This window comes from Lutibacter citreus, assembly GCF_003260195.1.
GTDB classification, from domain to species: Bacteria; Bacteroidota; Bacteroidia; order Flavobacteriales; family Flavobacteriaceae; genus Lutibacter; species Lutibacter citreus.
Window position 1 is genome coordinate 52267 of the sequence record NZ_QEIH01000011.1, and the last position, 18396, is coordinate 70662.

12 protein-coding genes are annotated in these 18396 nt (G+C 29.3%); all 12 read right to left on the minus strand.

All coding sequences use genetic code 11. The annotated features are described in order from the left end of the window. Window positions 1-131: 131 nt before the first annotated feature. The 12 genes from DAD81_RS19045 to DAD81_RS19100 all read right to left on the minus strand — a co-directional run bounded on the left by DAD81_RS19045 (window position 132) and on the right by DAD81_RS19100 (window position 18394). Window positions 132-2591 carry a M1 family metallopeptidase gene (locus DAD81_RS19045; protein WP_245949367.1) on the minus strand — a complete coding sequence of 820 codons (2460 nt, stop codon included), beginning with the start codon at window positions 2589-2591 and terminating at the stop codon, window positions 132-134. Between the two features lie 639 nt (window positions 2592-3230). Beyond that, the gene (locus tag DAD81_RS19050; RefSeq protein ID WP_111709909.1) at window positions 3231-6041 is read right to left on the minus strand and encodes a M16 family metallopeptidase; all 2811 of its coding nucleotides are present in this window, start codon (window positions 6039-6041) and stop codon (window positions 3231-3233) included. Window positions 6042-6275: 234 nt separating this feature from the next. Then, entirely contained in the window at window positions 6276-7421 is a 1146-nt protein-coding gene (locus DAD81_RS19055; protein WP_111709910.1) for a TlpA disulfide reductase family protein, read from the minus strand. A gap of 47 nt (window positions 7422-7468) precedes the next feature. Further along, on the minus strand, window positions 7469-8953 hold the full coding sequence (locus DAD81_RS19060; RefSeq protein ID WP_111709911.1) for a hypothetical protein: 1485 nt from the start codon (window positions 8951-8953) through the stop codon (window positions 7469-7471). A 10-nt stretch (window positions 8954-8963) separates the two neighbouring features. Beyond that, on the minus strand, window positions 8964-9443 hold the full coding sequence (locus DAD81_RS19065; RefSeq protein WP_111709912.1) for a protein-disulfide reductase DsbD domain-containing protein: 480 nt from the start codon (window positions 9441-9443) through the stop codon (window positions 8964-8966). Window positions 9444-9467: 24 nt separating this feature from the next. Continuing rightward, a complete protein-coding gene (locus DAD81_RS19070; protein WP_111709913.1) occupies window positions 9468-10664 on the minus strand; it encodes a TlpA disulfide reductase family protein in 1197 nt (398 codons plus the stop codon). A gap of 19 nt (window positions 10665-10683) precedes the next feature. Further along, a complete protein-coding gene (locus DAD81_RS19075) occupies window positions 10684-11865 on the minus strand; it encodes a TlpA disulfide reductase family protein (RefSeq protein WP_111709914.1) in 1182 nt (393 codons plus the stop codon). 25 nt (window positions 11866-11890) lie between these two features. Beyond that, window positions 11891-13105 carry a TlpA disulfide reductase family protein gene (locus DAD81_RS19080; protein WP_111709915.1) on the minus strand — a complete coding sequence of 405 codons (1215 nt, stop codon included), beginning with the start codon at window positions 13103-13105 and terminating at the stop codon, window positions 11891-11893. 25 nt (window positions 13106-13130) lie between these two features. Then, a complete protein-coding gene (locus DAD81_RS19085; RefSeq protein WP_111709916.1) occupies window positions 13131-14327 on the minus strand; it encodes a TlpA disulfide reductase family protein in 1197 nt (398 codons plus the stop codon). 10 nt (window positions 14328-14337) lie between these two features. Continuing rightward, window positions 14338-15534 carry a TlpA family protein disulfide reductase gene (locus tag DAD81_RS19090; RefSeq protein WP_111709917.1) on the minus strand — a complete coding sequence of 399 codons (1197 nt, stop codon included), beginning with the start codon at window positions 15532-15534 and terminating at the stop codon, window positions 14338-14340. A 101-nt stretch (window positions 15535-15635) separates the two neighbouring features. Beyond that, window positions 15636-17012, minus strand: coding sequence for a TlpA family protein disulfide reductase (locus DAD81_RS19095; RefSeq protein WP_111709918.1), 1377 nt, complete (start codon window positions 17010-17012; stop codon window positions 15636-15638). A gap of 11 nt (window positions 17013-17023) precedes the next feature. Then, a complete protein-coding gene (locus DAD81_RS19100) occupies window positions 17024-18394 on the minus strand; it encodes a TlpA family protein disulfide reductase (RefSeq protein ID WP_111709919.1) in 1371 nt (456 codons plus the stop codon). Between the last annotated feature and the right edge of the window lie 2 nt (window positions 18395-18396).

Here is an 18396-nt window from a genome sequence, read left to right on the forward strand (position 1 = left end):
ATTTAATCAGTTTACAATAATCTTGTATTAATTGTATAAAGATTTGTTCTTTCATCTTTATTTATAATAAACTGTTTAATTATTAGTAAACATATTTAATTTTATGAAGGCACAATGTATTTGCTACTGTTTTATTGTTGTTTTCCATGCCTTCTATATAATTGATCCGTAACCTGTAATAATTTCCTCATAAGATTTTTGTCAATATCCGGATGTGAGGTAATGTAGTTTTCAACGATTATATAGGCATCTTTTGAAGTATATCTACCTATTGTACTACTTAACCATCCTATTGGGAAAAAAATATCTCCGGTTTCCTGGATTTCTTCAAGAAGTTCTAGACTCATTCCTACAGTTTTAATTCCTTCGTTTTGGTGTAACGGATGATGAATAAACGAGCAAGCAATTTGTACCCAACTTTCTTTTTCTCTGTTCTGAAGGTCTTTAAATGACTTAAAATAATTGGTTCTTATTGTTGGGTCAGAATCTAAGGCAGGAACTAAAAATTCAAAACGTTTAATTTTATCAGGATTGGTAAGCTCTGATTTGGATATAGCTAAAATTTCTTTTGCTTTAGGATGACCAAATAATGCTAATTGCTGTGCCAATTTGGTGTAATCATCTTTGTTAAAGATAAGATTTTCTATAGTTTTTTCTTTGTTCCAAATTTTATAAAGATTTGTAATTCCAACCTTAGAATTTACAATAGATTTATAAGTGTTAAAGAGGTTTTTTTTGATGTTTTTTGATTCCGTTTGTTGCAGTCTAGTGTATATTTTATTTTCTAAATCAGATTGATAAATGCCTCGTTGTTCCTTTGTAAATGAGTTCCAATATAAATAAGATATTTGCCCCGTAATCATTCTTAATATTAATTCATTTGATTCTTCCTCTATACCTTTTTTAAGATTTTCAAAGACTATTGTATTATCAATAGTTCCATTAAGCATGTTTTCATAAATGTTTAAATAGGATTGTGCTCGAGGTATATCTTCTTTTATTAAGGAGGTTTTTGATTTAAGTGTCTCGTTTATAGGGAATAATCCGTAACCGTAGCCATTACTGTTATATATAATATATAAAGGTTTTGAATATCCTATAGCTTTGGTTATTTCGATACTTTTTGCATTACTTAATACAGGGATAGTGGTAGAACTATTTGCATATACGAGAGTAATATCAAAAGATTGAGGCCAGTATTTTAATGAACCATCTTCAGCTTTTTGAGTGAGTGTGAATTGTTTAATTTTGTGCGTATCGTCATATTTAATATCTTCAGAAAATATGGGTCTTCCTGCAGAATTAACCCATACATTACTCCAAGTTTTTAAATTAAGATCTGTTTTTTTATCAAGAATGTTTACAAGATCATTCCAATCAGCATTATTATTTGCAAAGGTGGAGATATAATCTCTAATACCTTCTTTAAATCTTTCTTCGCCCAATAATAATTCTAACTGACGCATCATAATAGGTGCTTTATTGTATATGATACTACCATAAAGAGACCCAGCATTATTTAAGTTATCTAAATCTTGACGAATGGGATTGGCTCCTCTTGTGCGGTCTACTCCATATGAACTTGGATAATGTGAAGTTAAGAATTGCAAATCATGATTGATATCAGTAAAAATTGGGTTTACTATTTTATCTGCTATGAAATTAGCAAACACTTCTTTCATCCATACATCATTAAACCAATTCATGGTAACTAGATTCCCAAACCACATATGGGATGTTTCATGAGCTATAAGTTTTGCTCTGGATACTTCTTGAGAACGAGTAGCACTATTATCTAAAAATAAGCTAGTCTCTCTATATTGTATTGCACCCGTATGTTCCATTCCTCCATATTGAAATCCTGGAATTGTTACGAAATCAAACTTTTGATATGGGAAATCATATTGCGTATATTCTTCTAAAAAATCTAATGAAGATTGATGTATGTCGAAAATAGCTTCTGTACTGGCATCGATTTTCTCTTCATTGGTTTCTCTATAGAGCATATTCATAGGACGGCTTGTTTTTTGTGATGAAACAGATGAAAACTCTCCTGCGACAAAAGAGAATAGATATGTACTCATTTTATCGGATTTACTAAATTGATAGGTCGTTGTTTTCCCATGAACTTCTTTTGTGTCTATAAGAGCACCACATAGTACTTTCCAATTTTTAGGAGTTGTAATACTAAGTACATAATTTGCTTTTATATTTGGTTGGTCAAAACAAGGGAATAATGTTCTAGCGCGTTCAGGAACTAATAATGTATAAAGATAATTGGTGTTTCTATTTAAGGACAATTCACCTGCTATAAATTCGATTTTTATAGTGTTTGGCCCTAATTGTAATGATTCCGTAGGGATAATAATATGTTCTTTATCATGAATTATAGTAGTTAACTTTTCATTAACGATTAGTTTTTTTAAAGCCGATGAGTTTTCTTTAAAATCCAGATACAGTGGATGGGATAAATCATTTAAAGTAGCTTCCAAAACTAGGGTAGATGTTATATGAATTCCTTTTTCTTCTGGAATATTAAATGAAAGGTGATATACTACATCTTGTACTTGTGTTTTTCGATAATCTGCCATGACTAAAGGGACACCCGTATCATTAAGAGATAAAGGTTTCTTTGATATATCTGAACAGGATATACAACTAAGAATAAAGACGAATATATAGATTATATGTTTTTTCATGATTATTGGTTAATAATGTGAAGTTTTTTTTTCAAGACATGTTAACTAGGTTGTGAATTTGAAAATCCTATGCTGAATAGTAACATGACCCACTTTAACTCTGTTAATATATAGGATTTCTTCTATTTTTTTATAATAAATACTAAATCTTAATTTAAAATAAAGCACTTGTAATATAATTACTGAAGGGAAACAAACACTTTTAAAATAATTTTTTTAAGGTAAAAATATAATTTTAGTTTTTTAATTATATGCTACATAATTATAGATGTATTTATGTTATTTTTTATTTTTTAGAGTGACGATATTCAACTTCCTTGTTTTAGGATACCCTTAAATAAGCCAAAGGTTAATTCTGTAGAATCGTAATTTAAAGGTTAAGCTAAAATAGAAAAACTATATAAAAAACCACCCCAAGATGAGGTGGTAATAATTTTAAACGAACAAATAAATTTCGTTAACTATATTAGAATAATTTAAAAGGTATAAAAACATTATATCTCAATATAAAATAGATTCTTTATAAATAACTTATTTTTTAGGTTTAAATACTATTTCAAAAGATTCAGCACCAGTCATTAGTTTTTTCGTAAACTCTTGAACATCTGTAGATTTAATACCATTTATAATATTTTCAAAATTTTCAGGTTTGTTCATATTATATCCTTCTAGAAAATAATTACTTAATAAACTCATCTGGTAACTATTGTAATTTTTTAGATCTATTCTTTCTTTTAAATAATTAGTTAAGGTTTTATTTAAATCTTCTTGTAAAATATCACCTTCTTTAATTTTATTTAATTCAGAATGAACAATTGTAACTAGCTGTTCCACTTTTTCTGGATTACAATCAAACTGAATCTGTGCAATTGCTTGCCCAAAAGGTTTTTTAGTTAAATGGGCATAAGTACTGGCACCATAAGTTCCTCCTTCTTGTTCACGTAGTGTTTCATTATAACGAAGTTGTAAAATATCACCTAAAGTTTTGGCTAAAAAGTAATTTTTCAGATTGTATTCCATTCTATTTTTAATGGTTACCACTACTTTACTTTTAGGGTTTTCCATTGGCATGTAGATATCTTTATCTATTTTATCATTAACCCAATTCACAGTGTTATCTTTCCACTCTTCATTTATTGAATTTGTTGGAATACTTGCAATGTATTTAGCTAAAAGAGGTTTTAAAACATCTTCGTTTACATCTCCAATAATAAAAAACTCAAAATCTGCAGCATTATTAAATCTATTATTATAGACTTGCTTCATTTTTTCAAAAGATACATCTTCAACAAAATCATTATTAAATAATCTTTTTTTAGGGTTGTTTGGTCCATATAAAGTAGTTGTGATACTATCTTTAATTTTTTCTTTTAAATCTTGACTACGGCTAATTAAGTAATTTTTAATTCCGCCTTGTAATACTTGCCAAGCTTGAGGATCAAAACGTGGTTTTACAAAACGTAAATGAACTAATTGTAACATTGTTTCAACATCTTTTGTTACTGATGATCCTGAAACTCCTTCTGTTAAATTACCAATACTAACACTAGAACTAGCGGTTTTACCAGCCATCACTTTATTTAATTCAGTAGGAGAAAATTCTCCAATTCCTGACATTTGAATTAAGTTAGTTAATAAATCTGCAGAAGGTAAATCTTCATCAGCAATTAGCGATTTACCTCCATCACTAACAGCATTTAAGCTAACATCATTTTCATTTTTGTTAGTGTACTTGTAATGTACTTTTATACCATTACTTAATGTATAAGTTGTTGCTCCAATTTCATCATTTTTTTCAATAGCAGCTATTCTTCCTTTTTGAAGGTTTACACCGTTCATTAAGGTTTTACCTGCAAAATCATCTTTATAAGGTTCAATAGAATTACCCATTTCAATTTCATTTAAAATTGATAGTGCATTTTCTTTTGTTAAATTCTCATTCCCTTCAACTCCAGTTACTATTAAAGATCTGTTTTTTTTAGTGTAAAGAGCTTTTAATCTAGTATGAATATCTTGTGAAGTAACATTTTTGAAAATAACTTTGGCAAACTCAAATTCCTGTTCAGGGCTTGTCATACTTACATTCTCAAGATAATTATTTTGAAATATTTTAGCAATTTCTCCATGAGAACGATCTTTTGAACGTTTAATTTGATTTGCATAAAAACTACTAAATTGGTTAATTGTTCTGTCAATTTCACTTTGTGTAAAACCAAATTTAACAGCCCTATTTAACTCTGTCATGGCAGTTTTAAAAGCTTCTGCCTGTTTCTCTGGTTTTGGAGTAATAGTTACATCAAAAGAACCATATTTTCTAACCATTTGGTCTGAATAGCCAGCGCGTACTCCTAAAAAAGGAGCATCAGGATTTTGAGTTACCTCTCTATACCTAGCGCCTAACATTGAAGATACCATACCGTTTAATAAGCTTTCTTTTAAATCGGCTACCGTTTCATTTTTTAATGATTTATCTTTACGAATACTAAACTTTAATTGAGCTGTTGCTACTTCTTTATCCATAGCTATGCTAAAATCCATTTCAGCATTATCTGGAATTGAAACAATAATTCGTTCTATTGGATTATTAATTGCTGGGATTTTAGAAAATTGAGATTTAATTTTTTCTTCAATTTCATCAACATTAACATCTCCAATTATTGCAATTGCTTGTAAATCTGTTCTGTACCAATCGTGATAAAAATCGCGTAAAGCTTTGTATTCAAAATTATCAACAATATCCATTAAGCCAATAGGTAAGCGATTTGCATATTTAGAATGGTTAAACATTGTGCCAATGTTTTGTTCAATAATACGCATTTGTCCATTTTGTCGAGTTCGCCATTCTTCTTTAATTACACCTCTTTCAGCATCAATTTCTTCATCTGTCAACAATAAATAATTAGACCAATCATGTAAAACTTGTAAACCAGTATCAATTAGCTCTGGTGTTGTTGGAACATTATTAATATTGTATACAGTTTCATCAAAGGAAGTATAAGCATTAATGTCTTTTCCAAAAATTAATCCATGTTTCTGAAACGTATTTAAAATACCTTTACCTTCAAATGATTTGGTTCCGTTAAATGCCATATGCTCTAAAAAATGAGCTAAACCTTGTTGGTTGTCTTTTTCTAAAATGGAACCAACATTTTGAATAATATAGTAACTAGCTACATTTTTAGTAACATCTGAACTTTGAATATAGTAAGTCATTCCATTTGATAAAACTCCTTTTCTAATTAAAGGGTCTTGTGGAAGTTCTTGAGATAAATTTATGTTTTGAGAATTTACTGTTGTAATAAACAAAAAACATAGTAATACTGATTTTAAAATTTTGCTCATAGTTAAAATTTAATTTTAATTTTTTTCGTTTTTAGAATAAAAAGGGTCACATAAAGCAACCCATAATTAAAATCTTTCATTTGGTATAGTAATTAATTCAATAAAAACAAAATTAATGAAAGATGGTTTTTATATAGGTCGGTTTTTTACTTTGTGACCCCTAATTTGAAATGTTAAAGTTTTGCTAATGCATTCATATATAGCTAAAAAGGAATTAATACTTTAAAATACTAATTATTCTTTTGAAAATAATTCTTTTAGTTTGTCATCTAAATTTGTACCTCTTACTTCATTCATAGAAGCTACAATTTTTCCTTCTTTAGAAATTAAAAAGCTTGAAGGAATGCCACGAACTCCATAATTTAAAATAGCCTTACTTTTAAAACCAGTAAAATCTACCACACTTATCCAAGGGATTTCTTCTTCAGCTTCGGCTTTTAACCATTTATCTTTTTTCTCATCAATAGATAAACCATAAATTTCAAAACCTTTATTTTTATAATGAGAGTAAGCCTTTTTTAAATTAGGGAATTCGCCTCTACAAGGTCCACACCAAGAAGCCCACATTTCTAATAATGTGTATTCGTTATTAGCTATAACGTCGCTTAATTTTACAGTTTCCCCATCTTTTGTGCTGGCGATAACTTCTTTAAAATCAGCTCCAATTGCGACTGTTTTACTCATAGTTTCAATTTTTATAGCATTTTCTAAAGATGCAATATAATTGTCCATTGGTTTATAAGTTTCATATCCTTGCTGAAATTCTTTAGTAAGTTCAATACGTTTTTTATAAGAATATCCCGAGTTTTGTCCAGCTTTCTTTAACCCATAAAATTTTTCTATTCCTGAATATTTTCCTTCTACAATTCCTTTTAAATAATCTAATTTAATATCGGAAACCACTTTGTTTTTTTCATCATATGAGTTCATAAACAAAGTCATTGCTTCTTTATCTTCTTCATTAATTTGATCGTACAATTTTACATGATCTCTTAATGCTTTATCACTTTTTATAAATTCAGGAAACTCTTTATATGCATTTATTAGCGTGTTTAATTTTCCGCCTTTAAATTGAAAAGTTTTATCATCTTCAATATTAATAGCTGCTGAATAATCATCGTTTTCTAAAATTAAAGAAGAGTAGGGGTTACCATAGGTTACGTATACTTCTGTTGGTTCGTTAACAGTTCCACTAAATGAAAATTTGCCCTCTGTTAACTTTGTAGTTGCTAAAGTATCTTGTTTAAAATTCATTAAAATTATTGGTGTGTTTTTATCAATTCCTTTAATGGTACCATTAATTTTGTACGAGGTTTTTTCTGTATTACAGCTTATTAAAATAGCTGTTATAAGTACTAATATTAGATTTATTTTTTTCAATTGTAACTTATTTTAAAAGTGAATTAAATTGGGTTTTTCAAAAAATATTAAGGCAATACAATATATTTATAACCATCTCCTTCTGAAAAATACAGTTTCTTATGGTTTTTATTAAGCCATTTTTCCCATTCTTTGGCTGTTTCAAACGATTCATTTGTATAACGTGTAAGTATGCGTTTGGCCATTTCAGATTGCTCTTTATTTGATAACATTTTTACTGCTTTTTCAAGTAGTTTTATGTCGTTATTTGCAATTCCAAGTGATTTAGCATCTTCATCTACGTCATATTTATACCAGCCTTCTTTTAATGGATAGAAATAATCCATATTTTCTTTATAATAATTTTCGTAAGCTTCCCAATCTTTACCAAACTTATCTTTTAACTCTTGAGGTTCATGTCTAATTGTCCATTCACGAGTTTCATTTCTTTCAGGCATTTGCAATGACATTTCTTCAAATTTTGTTAATTCTTTACTTGCATCTTTCTTTGCTTGAATTTTTTTCTTTTCTTCATTGAATTTTTTATCAGATTCAGCAATGTATGCCAACCAACGAGATGATCCTTCATCAGATAAGGTCCATTGTTGCTCTCTTAAATATTTTTTTAATTGAACACCTTTAATTTTACGAGTAATTTGTTCGGCTCCTTTAAAAGGTGCTATATAATGAATGGCATTAATAAATGCTTGCTTAGCACTTTCGGTTAAATATTTTGGTGCAGCTGCAAAACCCCAATGTAAAAAATTGGCGTGTCTACCAATAGCGGTAGCTTCAATGCCTTTGTCGCAAGTTCCACTAGAAATCCATTCAGCATCAATACCATTATCAAAATTATAGCCGGTTGAAACTAACCCAACAGGGAATCCTTTTCCTTCTCTATAACCTTCAGTTTGTATGCGCCACATTGGTTGCGATTCTCCTAAATTACGACCGCCATAACGTACTTTATAGTTTCCAGTATATTTTACATCTTCATAAGAAATATCAATTTTATAAGGTTCATTAAAAATTGGGTGTTCTAATTTCATTCCGTGTGCATGCGCATCTAAACACAAACATAAATGGTCAATTTTTAATTCACGACCTTCACCAATAAATGCAGATGGTTCACCAATCATAATAGTTGCATCATGATAGTTTTCGGTTAAAAATCTTCTTGTTTCATAACCCGTTATTTGTCCTGTAGAATCTTTAACATAACCACCTTCATACGGCGTTAAATATGCATCAATAATAGTAACATCATAATCAGCAGACATTTCTTCTTTAAAATCATCATTAAAAACTACATCTACTTTATTGAAATATTGATTTAAGAATTGTTTAAAGTCAGGTGTTCTTGTCTTTCTAAACTCTTTAGCTCTATCCATATTGCTGGATATTCTAGATATTTCTCTTTCAGATAATGGTTTATCTGGATTGTTACCAACGTATAATATTTTAAGGTTCGATTTTTCTGTTTGACCATAACTGGTTGTAACAAAAATGAACAACAAGCAAAGAGTTGCTATATTTTTAATAATTTTTTTCATTATATATGGTTTATAAGGTTAATTCAATTTCTTTCTTTTTTGGAGGAAAACAAATTCTGGCATCACAACATTGGTAGTATATCCAGCATTTAATTTTTGTACCCTTTGTTACTTCTTTTCCAACTTTTATTTTATGTTTAAAAGTGCTTTCATTTTTATATATTAAAAGATGGTTTTTTCCCGGATACGTTTGTGGAGCTGATTTTTCCCAATCACCAACTAATTCAACTCCTTTAATTACATCTATTCCAAGTTCGGAGTTTATATATGCTTCTCCGCTAGGTACGTAAGCATAAATATGATAACCTCCCATAATGTTGGTTTTAATTAAAACCGTTTTTTCTCCTGGTATTTCACCATTAATAATTGTGGCTCCAACGCTCACCGGATTCATATGGTTTGGTGCATCTAGCTTAATAGTTGTTTCTTGTGATTGAACAACATATATTGAAGCTAAAAAAGCTACTATGGTAACTATGTGTTTAAACATTTTATTAAATATTAATTAGCATTATTAATGGCCAAATACTTCTTTTAACTTAGCGTCTAATTGTTCTTTTGATGGATTTCTAAGAATTATTTTTTCATTTTCATCCATTAAAAATGTAGTTGGTAAAAATGGAACTCCGTATAATCTTGCTACAACACCCCATTGATGGTTTTCACTTGGATCATATAAGTGCACCCAAGTAATTTGGTCTTTTTCTATTGCTTGTCTCCATTTTGCTTCTTCATCAGCTGTTCCAATTCCTACAACTTCAAAACCATCTTTTTTATATTTTTTATACAATTCCTTTAAATGTGGAAAAGAGGCTCTACAAGGCACACACCAACTAGCCCAAAAATCGACTAATTTGTATGTAGCATTTACTTTAGAAAGGGTTACTTCAGTACCATTTACATCATTCAATTTAAAATCGGGAGCAATTGAGCCTTCACCTAAACTATTAAAAATATCGTCGTATGTTTTTTCGTAATATTTAAACATTGATGTGTGTTTAGCAGCGCCTTTAAAAATTGGATAGAATTTTTTCATTTCCTCTTTAGACATTCTACCTTCACTAAATTGAAAACCTAAAACCCAAGGCGCTACTGGTGATTCTGGGTGACTTAGAACGTATTGTTTCATAAAATCTACACGTTCATTTAATCTTTGATCTTCTAAATCACTAAACTGAGCTCTCCATTCCTGAAATGCTTTAATTTTTGCATCATCTTTAGAATCATAAGCTTCCGTCATTTTTGGTCTAATTTCATTTAAAGGTTTAAACTTTTCTTGATTAGTAATGCTATCTAAATTAGCTTGTTGAGCTTCATACTCATCATTTAATTTAGAGCCTTTTACTGTAGCTTTTAATCGACCATGTTCGGATTTTGAAGTATCAAATTCTAAAGAAATATTGCTGTTTTCTAAAAAGAAGTCGCTATTAAATTCATCTCCAATTCTCACTGATACCATGTCAGGATGTTCAATAACTCCGCTAAATTCAAATTTTCCATTTGAAATTAATGTACTGTCAATAAGTATTGGAGCAGCGCCTCTGTCTGCAAAATTATATTCATACAATTTAATAGTAGCTTCTTGTAGTCCTTTTACGTTTCCGGTTACTGAATAACCTTCTTGTTTTATCTCCTTAACTTCTTCTTTACAAGAAAATGCTATTCCTATAAAAACTAATAGTGGAAGTATTGTGTGTGTAATGTTTTTCATATTGTTAATTTTATGATTATTAATGTCCAAATAATTCTTTTAATTTAGTGTCTAGTTCTTCTTTTCGCGGATCTCTAAGAATAATTTTTAAAGTTTTTGATTCAATTAAAAATGTTGTTGGTAGGTGCGGGACACCATATTTTTTGGCAATTTCACCATATTGATGATTTTCAGCAATGTCGAATACGTGAATCCAAGGAGTATTATCTTCTTTAATGGCTTTTAGCAATTTATCTTTAGGATCGGCTGTACCAACTCCAACTATTTCAAAATCTCCATTTTTTGCATATTTTTTTCGCAATTCTTTTAAATGTGGAAATGAAGCCCTGCACGGTACGCACCAACTCGCCCAAAAATCGACTAAAATATATTTAGCTTTTACTTTGGATAAGGTAATGTTAGTTGTGGTTGTAGGTAAGGTAAAATCAGGAGCAATTGTACCAACTTGTAAATTTTCAAAGGCATTTTTATAGACTTTTGTCATATGCTCTTTGTAAAAAAACGTTTTAATAGCATCTCCAGTAAATAGCGGGTAATATTCTTTTAATTCATCTCTGCTCATATTTCCTTCAATAAAAGTGTATCCTAAAACGTGGATTGCAATTGGAGAATTTGGATTGGCTTTAATGAAATTAAATTTAATATTCTTGGCTTCTGTTTGCCTTTCTTCTTCTAAAGGCAAGATATTATTTAAATCGGCCAGTGCCTTTTCCAAAAGTTTTTTATCACCGGATTGTTTAGCTTTTCCTATTTCTACACTAACTTTATTTATTGTATCATATTTTTTCTGTTGATATACTTCTGAAATTTTTGCTTGTATTTCATTATAAGTATCCATCATTTTTGAACCAGTGATAATAGGAGTGAAGGAGTTATTATCCAGGGCTATATTAATTTCACTATTCTCTAGGAAAAAACTACCCTTATATTTTGAATCTACCGAAATATTAACATAATCTACGTGGTCAACTTTTCCTTTAAATTCAAAGTGGTTATTTGTTATAAGCGTGCTATCAATAACTTTTCCAGTTAACATACCAGGCAAATTTTCAATAAGTTTTATTTGTGTATTGTCTGGGTAATTTGCAGTACCAGATATATAATAACCATCGTGTTTAATGTCTTCTTTACAACTAGTTGAAATAATTAAGACAATTAAACTTAATGCTTGTAATAATTTAAGATTAAATTGAATTTTCATTTAGAATAAACGTTTAATTATATGTTTAATTTTTAAATATTTCAAGTAAATCTTTATCCATATCTTCATCGGTTCCGCCGCCTCCGCCATATCTGCCAATTATTACACCATCAGGTCCAATCAATATTTTTGTAGGTAAAGAACTGATGTTATACCCATCACTAATATCGGTAGATCTATCATTAAAGTCGGGTCTTCCGTCCTTCATTTTAATACCTCTTAATACATGATGCCAAATACCAATTTGATCTTTTTCTACAGCTTTTCGCCATTTATCTGGGTTACTATCATCATCAGAAACACCTAAAATTTCCAAGCCTTTTGGATTGTATTTTTTGAATAAACTAATTAAATGGGGATTCCCTTTTCTGCAAGGCACACACCAAGATGCCCAAAAATCTATTAAAAGGTATTTTCCTTTAAAATTGGATAGTTTTAATGGATTACCATTAATATCTGTGGTATTAAAATTTCCTGCCAGTGCACCAGGAACTCCTTTTTGCATGTTTTCAACTTCTTCAATTAACCTTGGTCCTAAACCTATTTTAAGATGTTCTGGGTCAAATTGATCTAACAAAGTTTTTGCTTCATTATATTTTATATTTCCTAATTGAAATATTAAAGACTGAACACTAACAAACGATTTTGGATTGTTTTTAATAAACTGTAAAGTGGCTTCACTTTGTTTATTCCACATTGGAGCTAATTTTTCTCTAGCTTCGTTGTCTTCGTATTTTATAGCTTCCAATTCTTCAGCAGTTGCTCCAGCAGAGCTTCTTTCTCTATATTTTTGAGCAATACGTTCAAAATTTTCTTGTTCTTTTTTATAATCTTTAGCAATTTCAGTAAGAATAGCTTCCAAACGATATTGGTCATCTTGAGTTTTAGAACCTATTAGTTTCGATTTTGAAAAATCATTATAATCTAAATTTAAGTTCATAATAACAGGCTCAATAAAGAAATTTCCAATAGTTTTATTATCCATTCCCCGCGGATTGGCATCTTTCATTAAACTAATTTGACCTATATTTTCTTTTAAAATATTCTCAATTGTAAATTTTCCATTTTCAACAGTAATTGTATCTACTGGATCCGGATAATTAGAGACATATAATTCTCCATTATCCAAACCAGTTACTGTTCCATTAATACGATATTTTCCAGCTTCTAATGGTTTTTCATTACAACTAACTATAAAAAGTACAATTACTACTAATTTAAAAAGGTTGGAAGTTTTCATATTAAAATTTTATTAGATTATTTTTTTAATGCCCAAATAATTCTTTAAGCTTAGCATCCAATTCTTCTTTTGTTGGGTTACGTAAAATAATTTTTTGGTTGCTATCCATTAAAAAAGTTGTTGGTAAAAATGGTACACCATATAATTTTGCAACAGGACCATAAGAACGATTTTCATTAGTATCAAATACATGAATCCATGGTGTTTTATCTTCTTCAATAGCTTTACGCCATTTTGCTTCTTCATCAGCAGTTCCTATACCTACTATTGCAAATCCATCTTTTTTGTATTGTTTTCTAAGTTCTATTAAATGAGGAAAAGAAGCTCTACAAGGAATACACCAAGAAGCCCAAAAGTCTACTAGTTTATATTTTGCCTCAACTTTTGATAAAGTAATATTTTCACCATTTACAGAAGTTAAAGTAAAATCTGGAGCTGTATTACCAACACCTAAATTTTCAAAATTATCTTTGTAAACTTTGGTCATATAATATTTATAGAATCCCGTTTTTACAGCTTCACCTTTAAATAAATGATAAAATTCCTTTAATTGTTCCTTAGTCATTCTACCTTCAGAATATTGATACCCTAAAACTTGAACAGCTACAGGCGAACTTGGATTTTCTCTAGCAAAATCTAATTTAATTTTTGAATAGGCATTACTTCTTTCTTCAATTAAAGGCATTAGTTCTTTTTGCTTTGCTAATGCTATATCCATATCATGCTGATCTTTCGATTTTTTAGCTTTAGCAAACATTGTTGTAAGCTCATCAATTGGTTTGTATTTTTCCTCGGAAAAAATTGCGGACGATTTTTCTTCAATTGAAGCAAAAACATCATGACTTTTAGAACCTTTAACTACTGGAGTGAAATACGAATTTCTTTCATTTAGGTCGGTTACATCTATGTCAATATTTATAACGCTATTTTCTAGCATAAACCTTCCATGATATTTAGAATCTATGTTAACACTTACCATATCAACATTGTCAACTTTTCCCTTGAAACTAAATTTTCCGTTTGTTATTTGAACACTGTCAATAATTTTAAAATCACTACTACCTCTAGTACCTGTGTTTGTAAGTTTTATGTAAACATTATCAATACCTTTTACGGTTCCAGAAATAACATACCCATCAATTTTTTCTTCTTTTACAGATTCTTTACACGATGTTAAGAATGCGAAAAGAGTTAATACAACTAATACTGATTTAAATTTCATAATAATCTTTTTATTTGGTTAACAATTCTTCTAAAAGTTCAAAAGCTTCTTCGCCTCCTCCTAAATATTTTTTTACAATATTTCCTCTTGGATCTATTATGAATTTGGAAGGAAACCCTTGTACATTAAAACGGTTAACAAAATTATCGGGAGTATTTGCTTTATCACTCATTAATTGAAGCCAAGTATATTCATGCTCATTAACAAACTTTTGAATTTTTTCTTTAGTGTCTCCTGAATTGATTCCAATAACAACCAGTTTTTCTTTATGTTTTTCTTGAAATTCTTTTACTTGTGGCATTTCTGCTACACAAGGTCCGCACCAAATACCCCAAAAATCGATTAGTATATATTTTCCTCTAAACGATTTAATATCAAATTCTTTTCCATCTAAAGTAGCTGTAGTTTTAATAGATGGTACAGGAGAACCTTCTGCTGTTGCTTTTATACCTTCAATTCTAGTAGCTATATTTTTATAATCTTCATATTCTGATAAATCTTTTGAAAGATTAGTAAATAATTCTTCAGCTTGTAAATCATCAATTTGAGTACGTAACAACATATCGTTTAAATACCAAGCAGCTGCTAAAGATTTAGGATTTGCTTTAATATGAGCTATCAATTCATCCGTATTTTTTTTAAATACTTCTTCTGCCTTTTTATCATTTGCTTTAATAACTAAAGAATCTGTTTCATACGTATTTTTTACAGCTAAATTTCCCATTTTGTTGTAGTTAGGGAAAGTTAATTTGTTTGCAGCAGCCAAACTATTATTAAATTCATCACCACTAGGGTAAGCATTCATAAAATCTGTAGCTTCACCTTGTACAGTAATTTCAGCTCCAGGAAACGCATAAAACATTAAATAAGCACATTTTGCAGGAAACATTCCTCGTCCACCTTTTGGTATTTTAAATAGCTTGTTGTCCTCACCTGTAAATGAAGGATATGCTGTAATTAATGTTAACTTTGAGATGGTATCAGAAAATTGAATTTTTCCATCTTTAATTACAATAGAATCACTTGGTGTTTCTCGTGTGTATTCTTTATCGGGATGTCTAAAATACAAGTTGCCTGTTAATCCTTTAATTTCGCCTTTTAGTATAAATTGATTTGGGTGTTTATTTTCTTTTTTTTCAGAATTGCAAGAAGCAATAAAAACCATTGTAAAGGTTGCTAATAAAATTGTGCTAAAGAATTTTTTCATTTTTTTAAATTTATTGACTTAATTTGTATTAATAAAGTGTATGTAATTGGCTGTACCCCTTGCTAAAGAAATGTTAAAATGAATTCATTTTAATTTCACACTTATATACCAAGTTCATTAAATAATGCTATCAATTTTTCTTCACTAGGTCTTGGAGCATTTGCTTGCACAATATTTCCGTTGGGATCTATTAAAATAAATTGAGGAATTCCCATTATTTTGTAATCATTTATAAAAGATGTATTAAAGTCATTATCTGTTATTAATTGAATGCCACCCATTTCTTTGTCGGAAATCATTTGTTTCCACTTTTCTTTATCATCTTGCTTGTCTGTAGAAATACTAACAAAATGAATGTTTTTACCGTGGTATTGCTTTTCAATTTTTTGTAAAAATGGAATTTCATATTTACAAGGTCCACACCAAGTTGCCCAAACATCAATATATACGTATTTACCTTTTAAATTGTCTAATGAGGTTGTTCCACCAGCGTAATTTTCATAGTTTGTAAATTTAGGGGAAGGTTGACCTGCATCTAATACTTTTAAAGATTCAAATATTTCTTTTACACTAGCAATGTGTTTTTGATTTGTAGAAGCATTTAAAAAGTCTTTTAGGTCTTTATCTTTATCAGAAGACATTGGTAACATCATAGAAATGCCTTTGTATAATTCACCATTTTTTATGGTTTCATTTTCAATTTCAGAAATTGCTTTTGCGTTTGCTTCTTTATAAGGTAATGAATCATTTTGGTAAAAACTGTATGCTTTTTCCTGTATTTTTCTACTTACCATTTGTTGGTAATCTGAAGAATATAAGTAGTCATCACCATTATCTAAAGAGATTTCCTCTAATTCTTTTTTAAATGCATCTGAAGTTTTAAAATCTTTATTTTCAGTTAAATAACCATACATTCTTTCGTAATTTCCTTTTTTACCTAATCTGCTATAGTTAATGGCACGTAGTTCTTTTGCTTTAATGCCTTCAGGAATATTTTTAACAGTTTCTAATTTGCTCTCCAAGTCTTTTTGAAAATCCATTACTTTAGTTTCAAAAGCGCTTTCTTCAACTTTATAACTTCCTTCTCGGTCCATCATAAAATCAAAATCTTTACCCATTTTATAGGCGTAATAATTGTTTAAATCTGCATTGTCTCCTGTAAGTTTTAAGGTGCTAGAAGGTTTTTTAGCATCCACTTCAAATTGAATATTTGCTCCTTGAGATAAATAAGATGTAAATCTAACCTGCTCAAAACGAATGTTGTAAATGTCGTTTTCTTCAATAAAAAGAGTGTCTGAAAGCGTACCGGTGTCTGTTACGTTAATGGCTTTTGAAAAACCGTTTGATGAACTAATAGTTAGCTCGCCTCCATTGGTATTACTTATGTTACCAGAAAGTAAAACATAGTTTACAGGAGTTTCATTTTTACAAGACCAAAGCACTATAAGTGCTAAAATTAGGGTGGTATATTTTCTCATTTTATAATATGTTATATGTATTGTTTAATTAATTTTTCAAGGTTTCCAGAAGAGGGTAGAGGTGCAAACACATCTACTATATTAAAGTTTTTATCAATTACGAAGAATCTAGGAATTCCAGCAACTTTATAATTGGTAAGTTGACTTCTATTTATTTGTAGTTGGTTACCAGCAATTTTATTTTTTTCAAAATATTTGTTCCAAACTTTTTCAGTATCTATAGAAAGTGAAATTAATTCCACATTTTCATTACCGTGATATTCCTTTTCAAGAGCTTCAAAGAAAGGTTTTTCTTGCATACATGGTCCACACCAGGTTGCCCATAGATCTAAAACAATTACTTTACCTTTATAGTCACTTAAATTAATTTTACTGCCGTCTAGTTTTGTAAAAGTTAAATCTGAAGCTGGTTTTCCTTTTGTAATGGTTTCGTATGCTTTTTGAACATCTTGCAATACAGCAGCATAATTTGGATCTGTTACTTTTTCAGCGCCTTCTTTTAATTTTTCTGCTAATTGATTTGAATAGCCATTATATTTTAATTCATTTAATAATTCACTAGTAATTGTATACTCTTTTAAAGTTGTATTTAATTCTGGAAGTTCAAGTTTTTTTCTAAAATCTTCATCTTTTAATAGGTATAATATATTTTGAAAAACTTCTAATTGAAGGTAGTCTGTATTATTATAATCGTCTAAAAAAGGCTTTTTAAAAGTGGTAAGATATTTGTTTGCTTCTTCCATTTTAGAAGCCATTTCTTCTTGGGTAATTTCTCCCTTTCTTACGTTACCATAGTATAAATAGAACGTATTGCCTAATGAATTAACATAATCAAATTTAGACCTAGTTTTTTCCAATTGTTTAAAATCTTCGGAAACATTGGTTAAACCGCTAAGTTCATTCATTCGGTTATCAAAAGATTTTTTAAATGCTTCAGGAACCTCTTTATAAGTTTTTATTTTTGAAGAAATTTCTCTGTCTCCCCAAAAAGATCCACCTTTAGGATAGGGTACATTTGTTAAGTAGTTATTTGCTTCTTCTCCAATTCCTTTATAAGATGCAAATGACCGATCTCTTGTATCTAAATTTGCTACTAAACTATCGCCAGGAGATAGGTATAAAAAAGTTCTACCTATTTGAAAATAAGTAGGTTTTTCTAACTCAAATGTATAGTTGAAATTTGTTTTTTCTTTTAATGTAATGCTATGAATCTCTTCTTTAAATAACATATCTTCAGAAGAAACATTATTCATATATAAGGTATCTTGGTCATAGTTTACTATAGTTCCTTTTAAAACTATGGTTTTATTAATTTTAGCTGGAGTTTCCTTACAACTGAAAATAAAACTTGAAATTAGCACTAAGAAAATATACTTGTTCATTT

Coding starts and splice junctions, on each gene's coding strand:
- DAD81_RS19060 (WP_111709911.1), bottom strand. CDS start 8,953: ATGAAAAAAATTATTAAAAATATAGCAACTCTTTGCTTGTTGTTCATT.
- DAD81_RS19075 (WP_111709914.1), bottom strand. CDS start 11,865: ATGAAAATTCAATTTAATCTTAAATTATTACAAGCATTAAGTTTAATT.
- DAD81_RS19085 (WP_111709916.1), bottom strand. CDS start 14,327: ATGAAATTTAAATCAGTATTAGTTGTATTAACTCTTTTCGCATTCTTA.
- DAD81_RS19090 (WP_111709917.1), bottom strand. CDS start 15,534: ATGAAAAAATTCTTTAGCACAATTTTATTAGCAACCTTTACAATGGTT.
- DAD81_RS19050 (WP_111709909.1), bottom strand. CDS start 6,041: ATGAGCAAAATTTTAAAATCAGTATTACTATGTTTTTTGTTTATTACA.
- DAD81_RS19065 (WP_111709912.1), bottom strand. CDS start 9,443: ATGTTTAAACACATAGTTACCATAGTAGCTTTTTTAGCTTCAATATAT.
- DAD81_RS19070 (WP_111709913.1), bottom strand. CDS start 10,664: ATGAAAAACATTACACACACAATACTTCCACTATTAGTTTTTATAGGA.
- DAD81_RS19045 (WP_245949367.1), bottom strand. CDS start 2,591: ATGGCAGATTATCGAAAAACACAAGTACAAGATGTAGTATATCACCTT.
- DAD81_RS19080 (WP_111709915.1), bottom strand. CDS start 13,105: ATGAAAACTTCCAACCTTTTTAAATTAGTAGTAATTGTACTTTTTATA.
- DAD81_RS19095 (WP_111709918.1), bottom strand. CDS start 17,012: ATGAGAAAATATACCACCCTAATTTTAGCACTTATAGTGCTTTGGTCT.
- DAD81_RS19100 (WP_111709919.1), bottom strand. CDS start 18,394: ATGAACAAGTATATTTTCTTAGTGCTAATTTCAAGTTTTATTTTCAGT.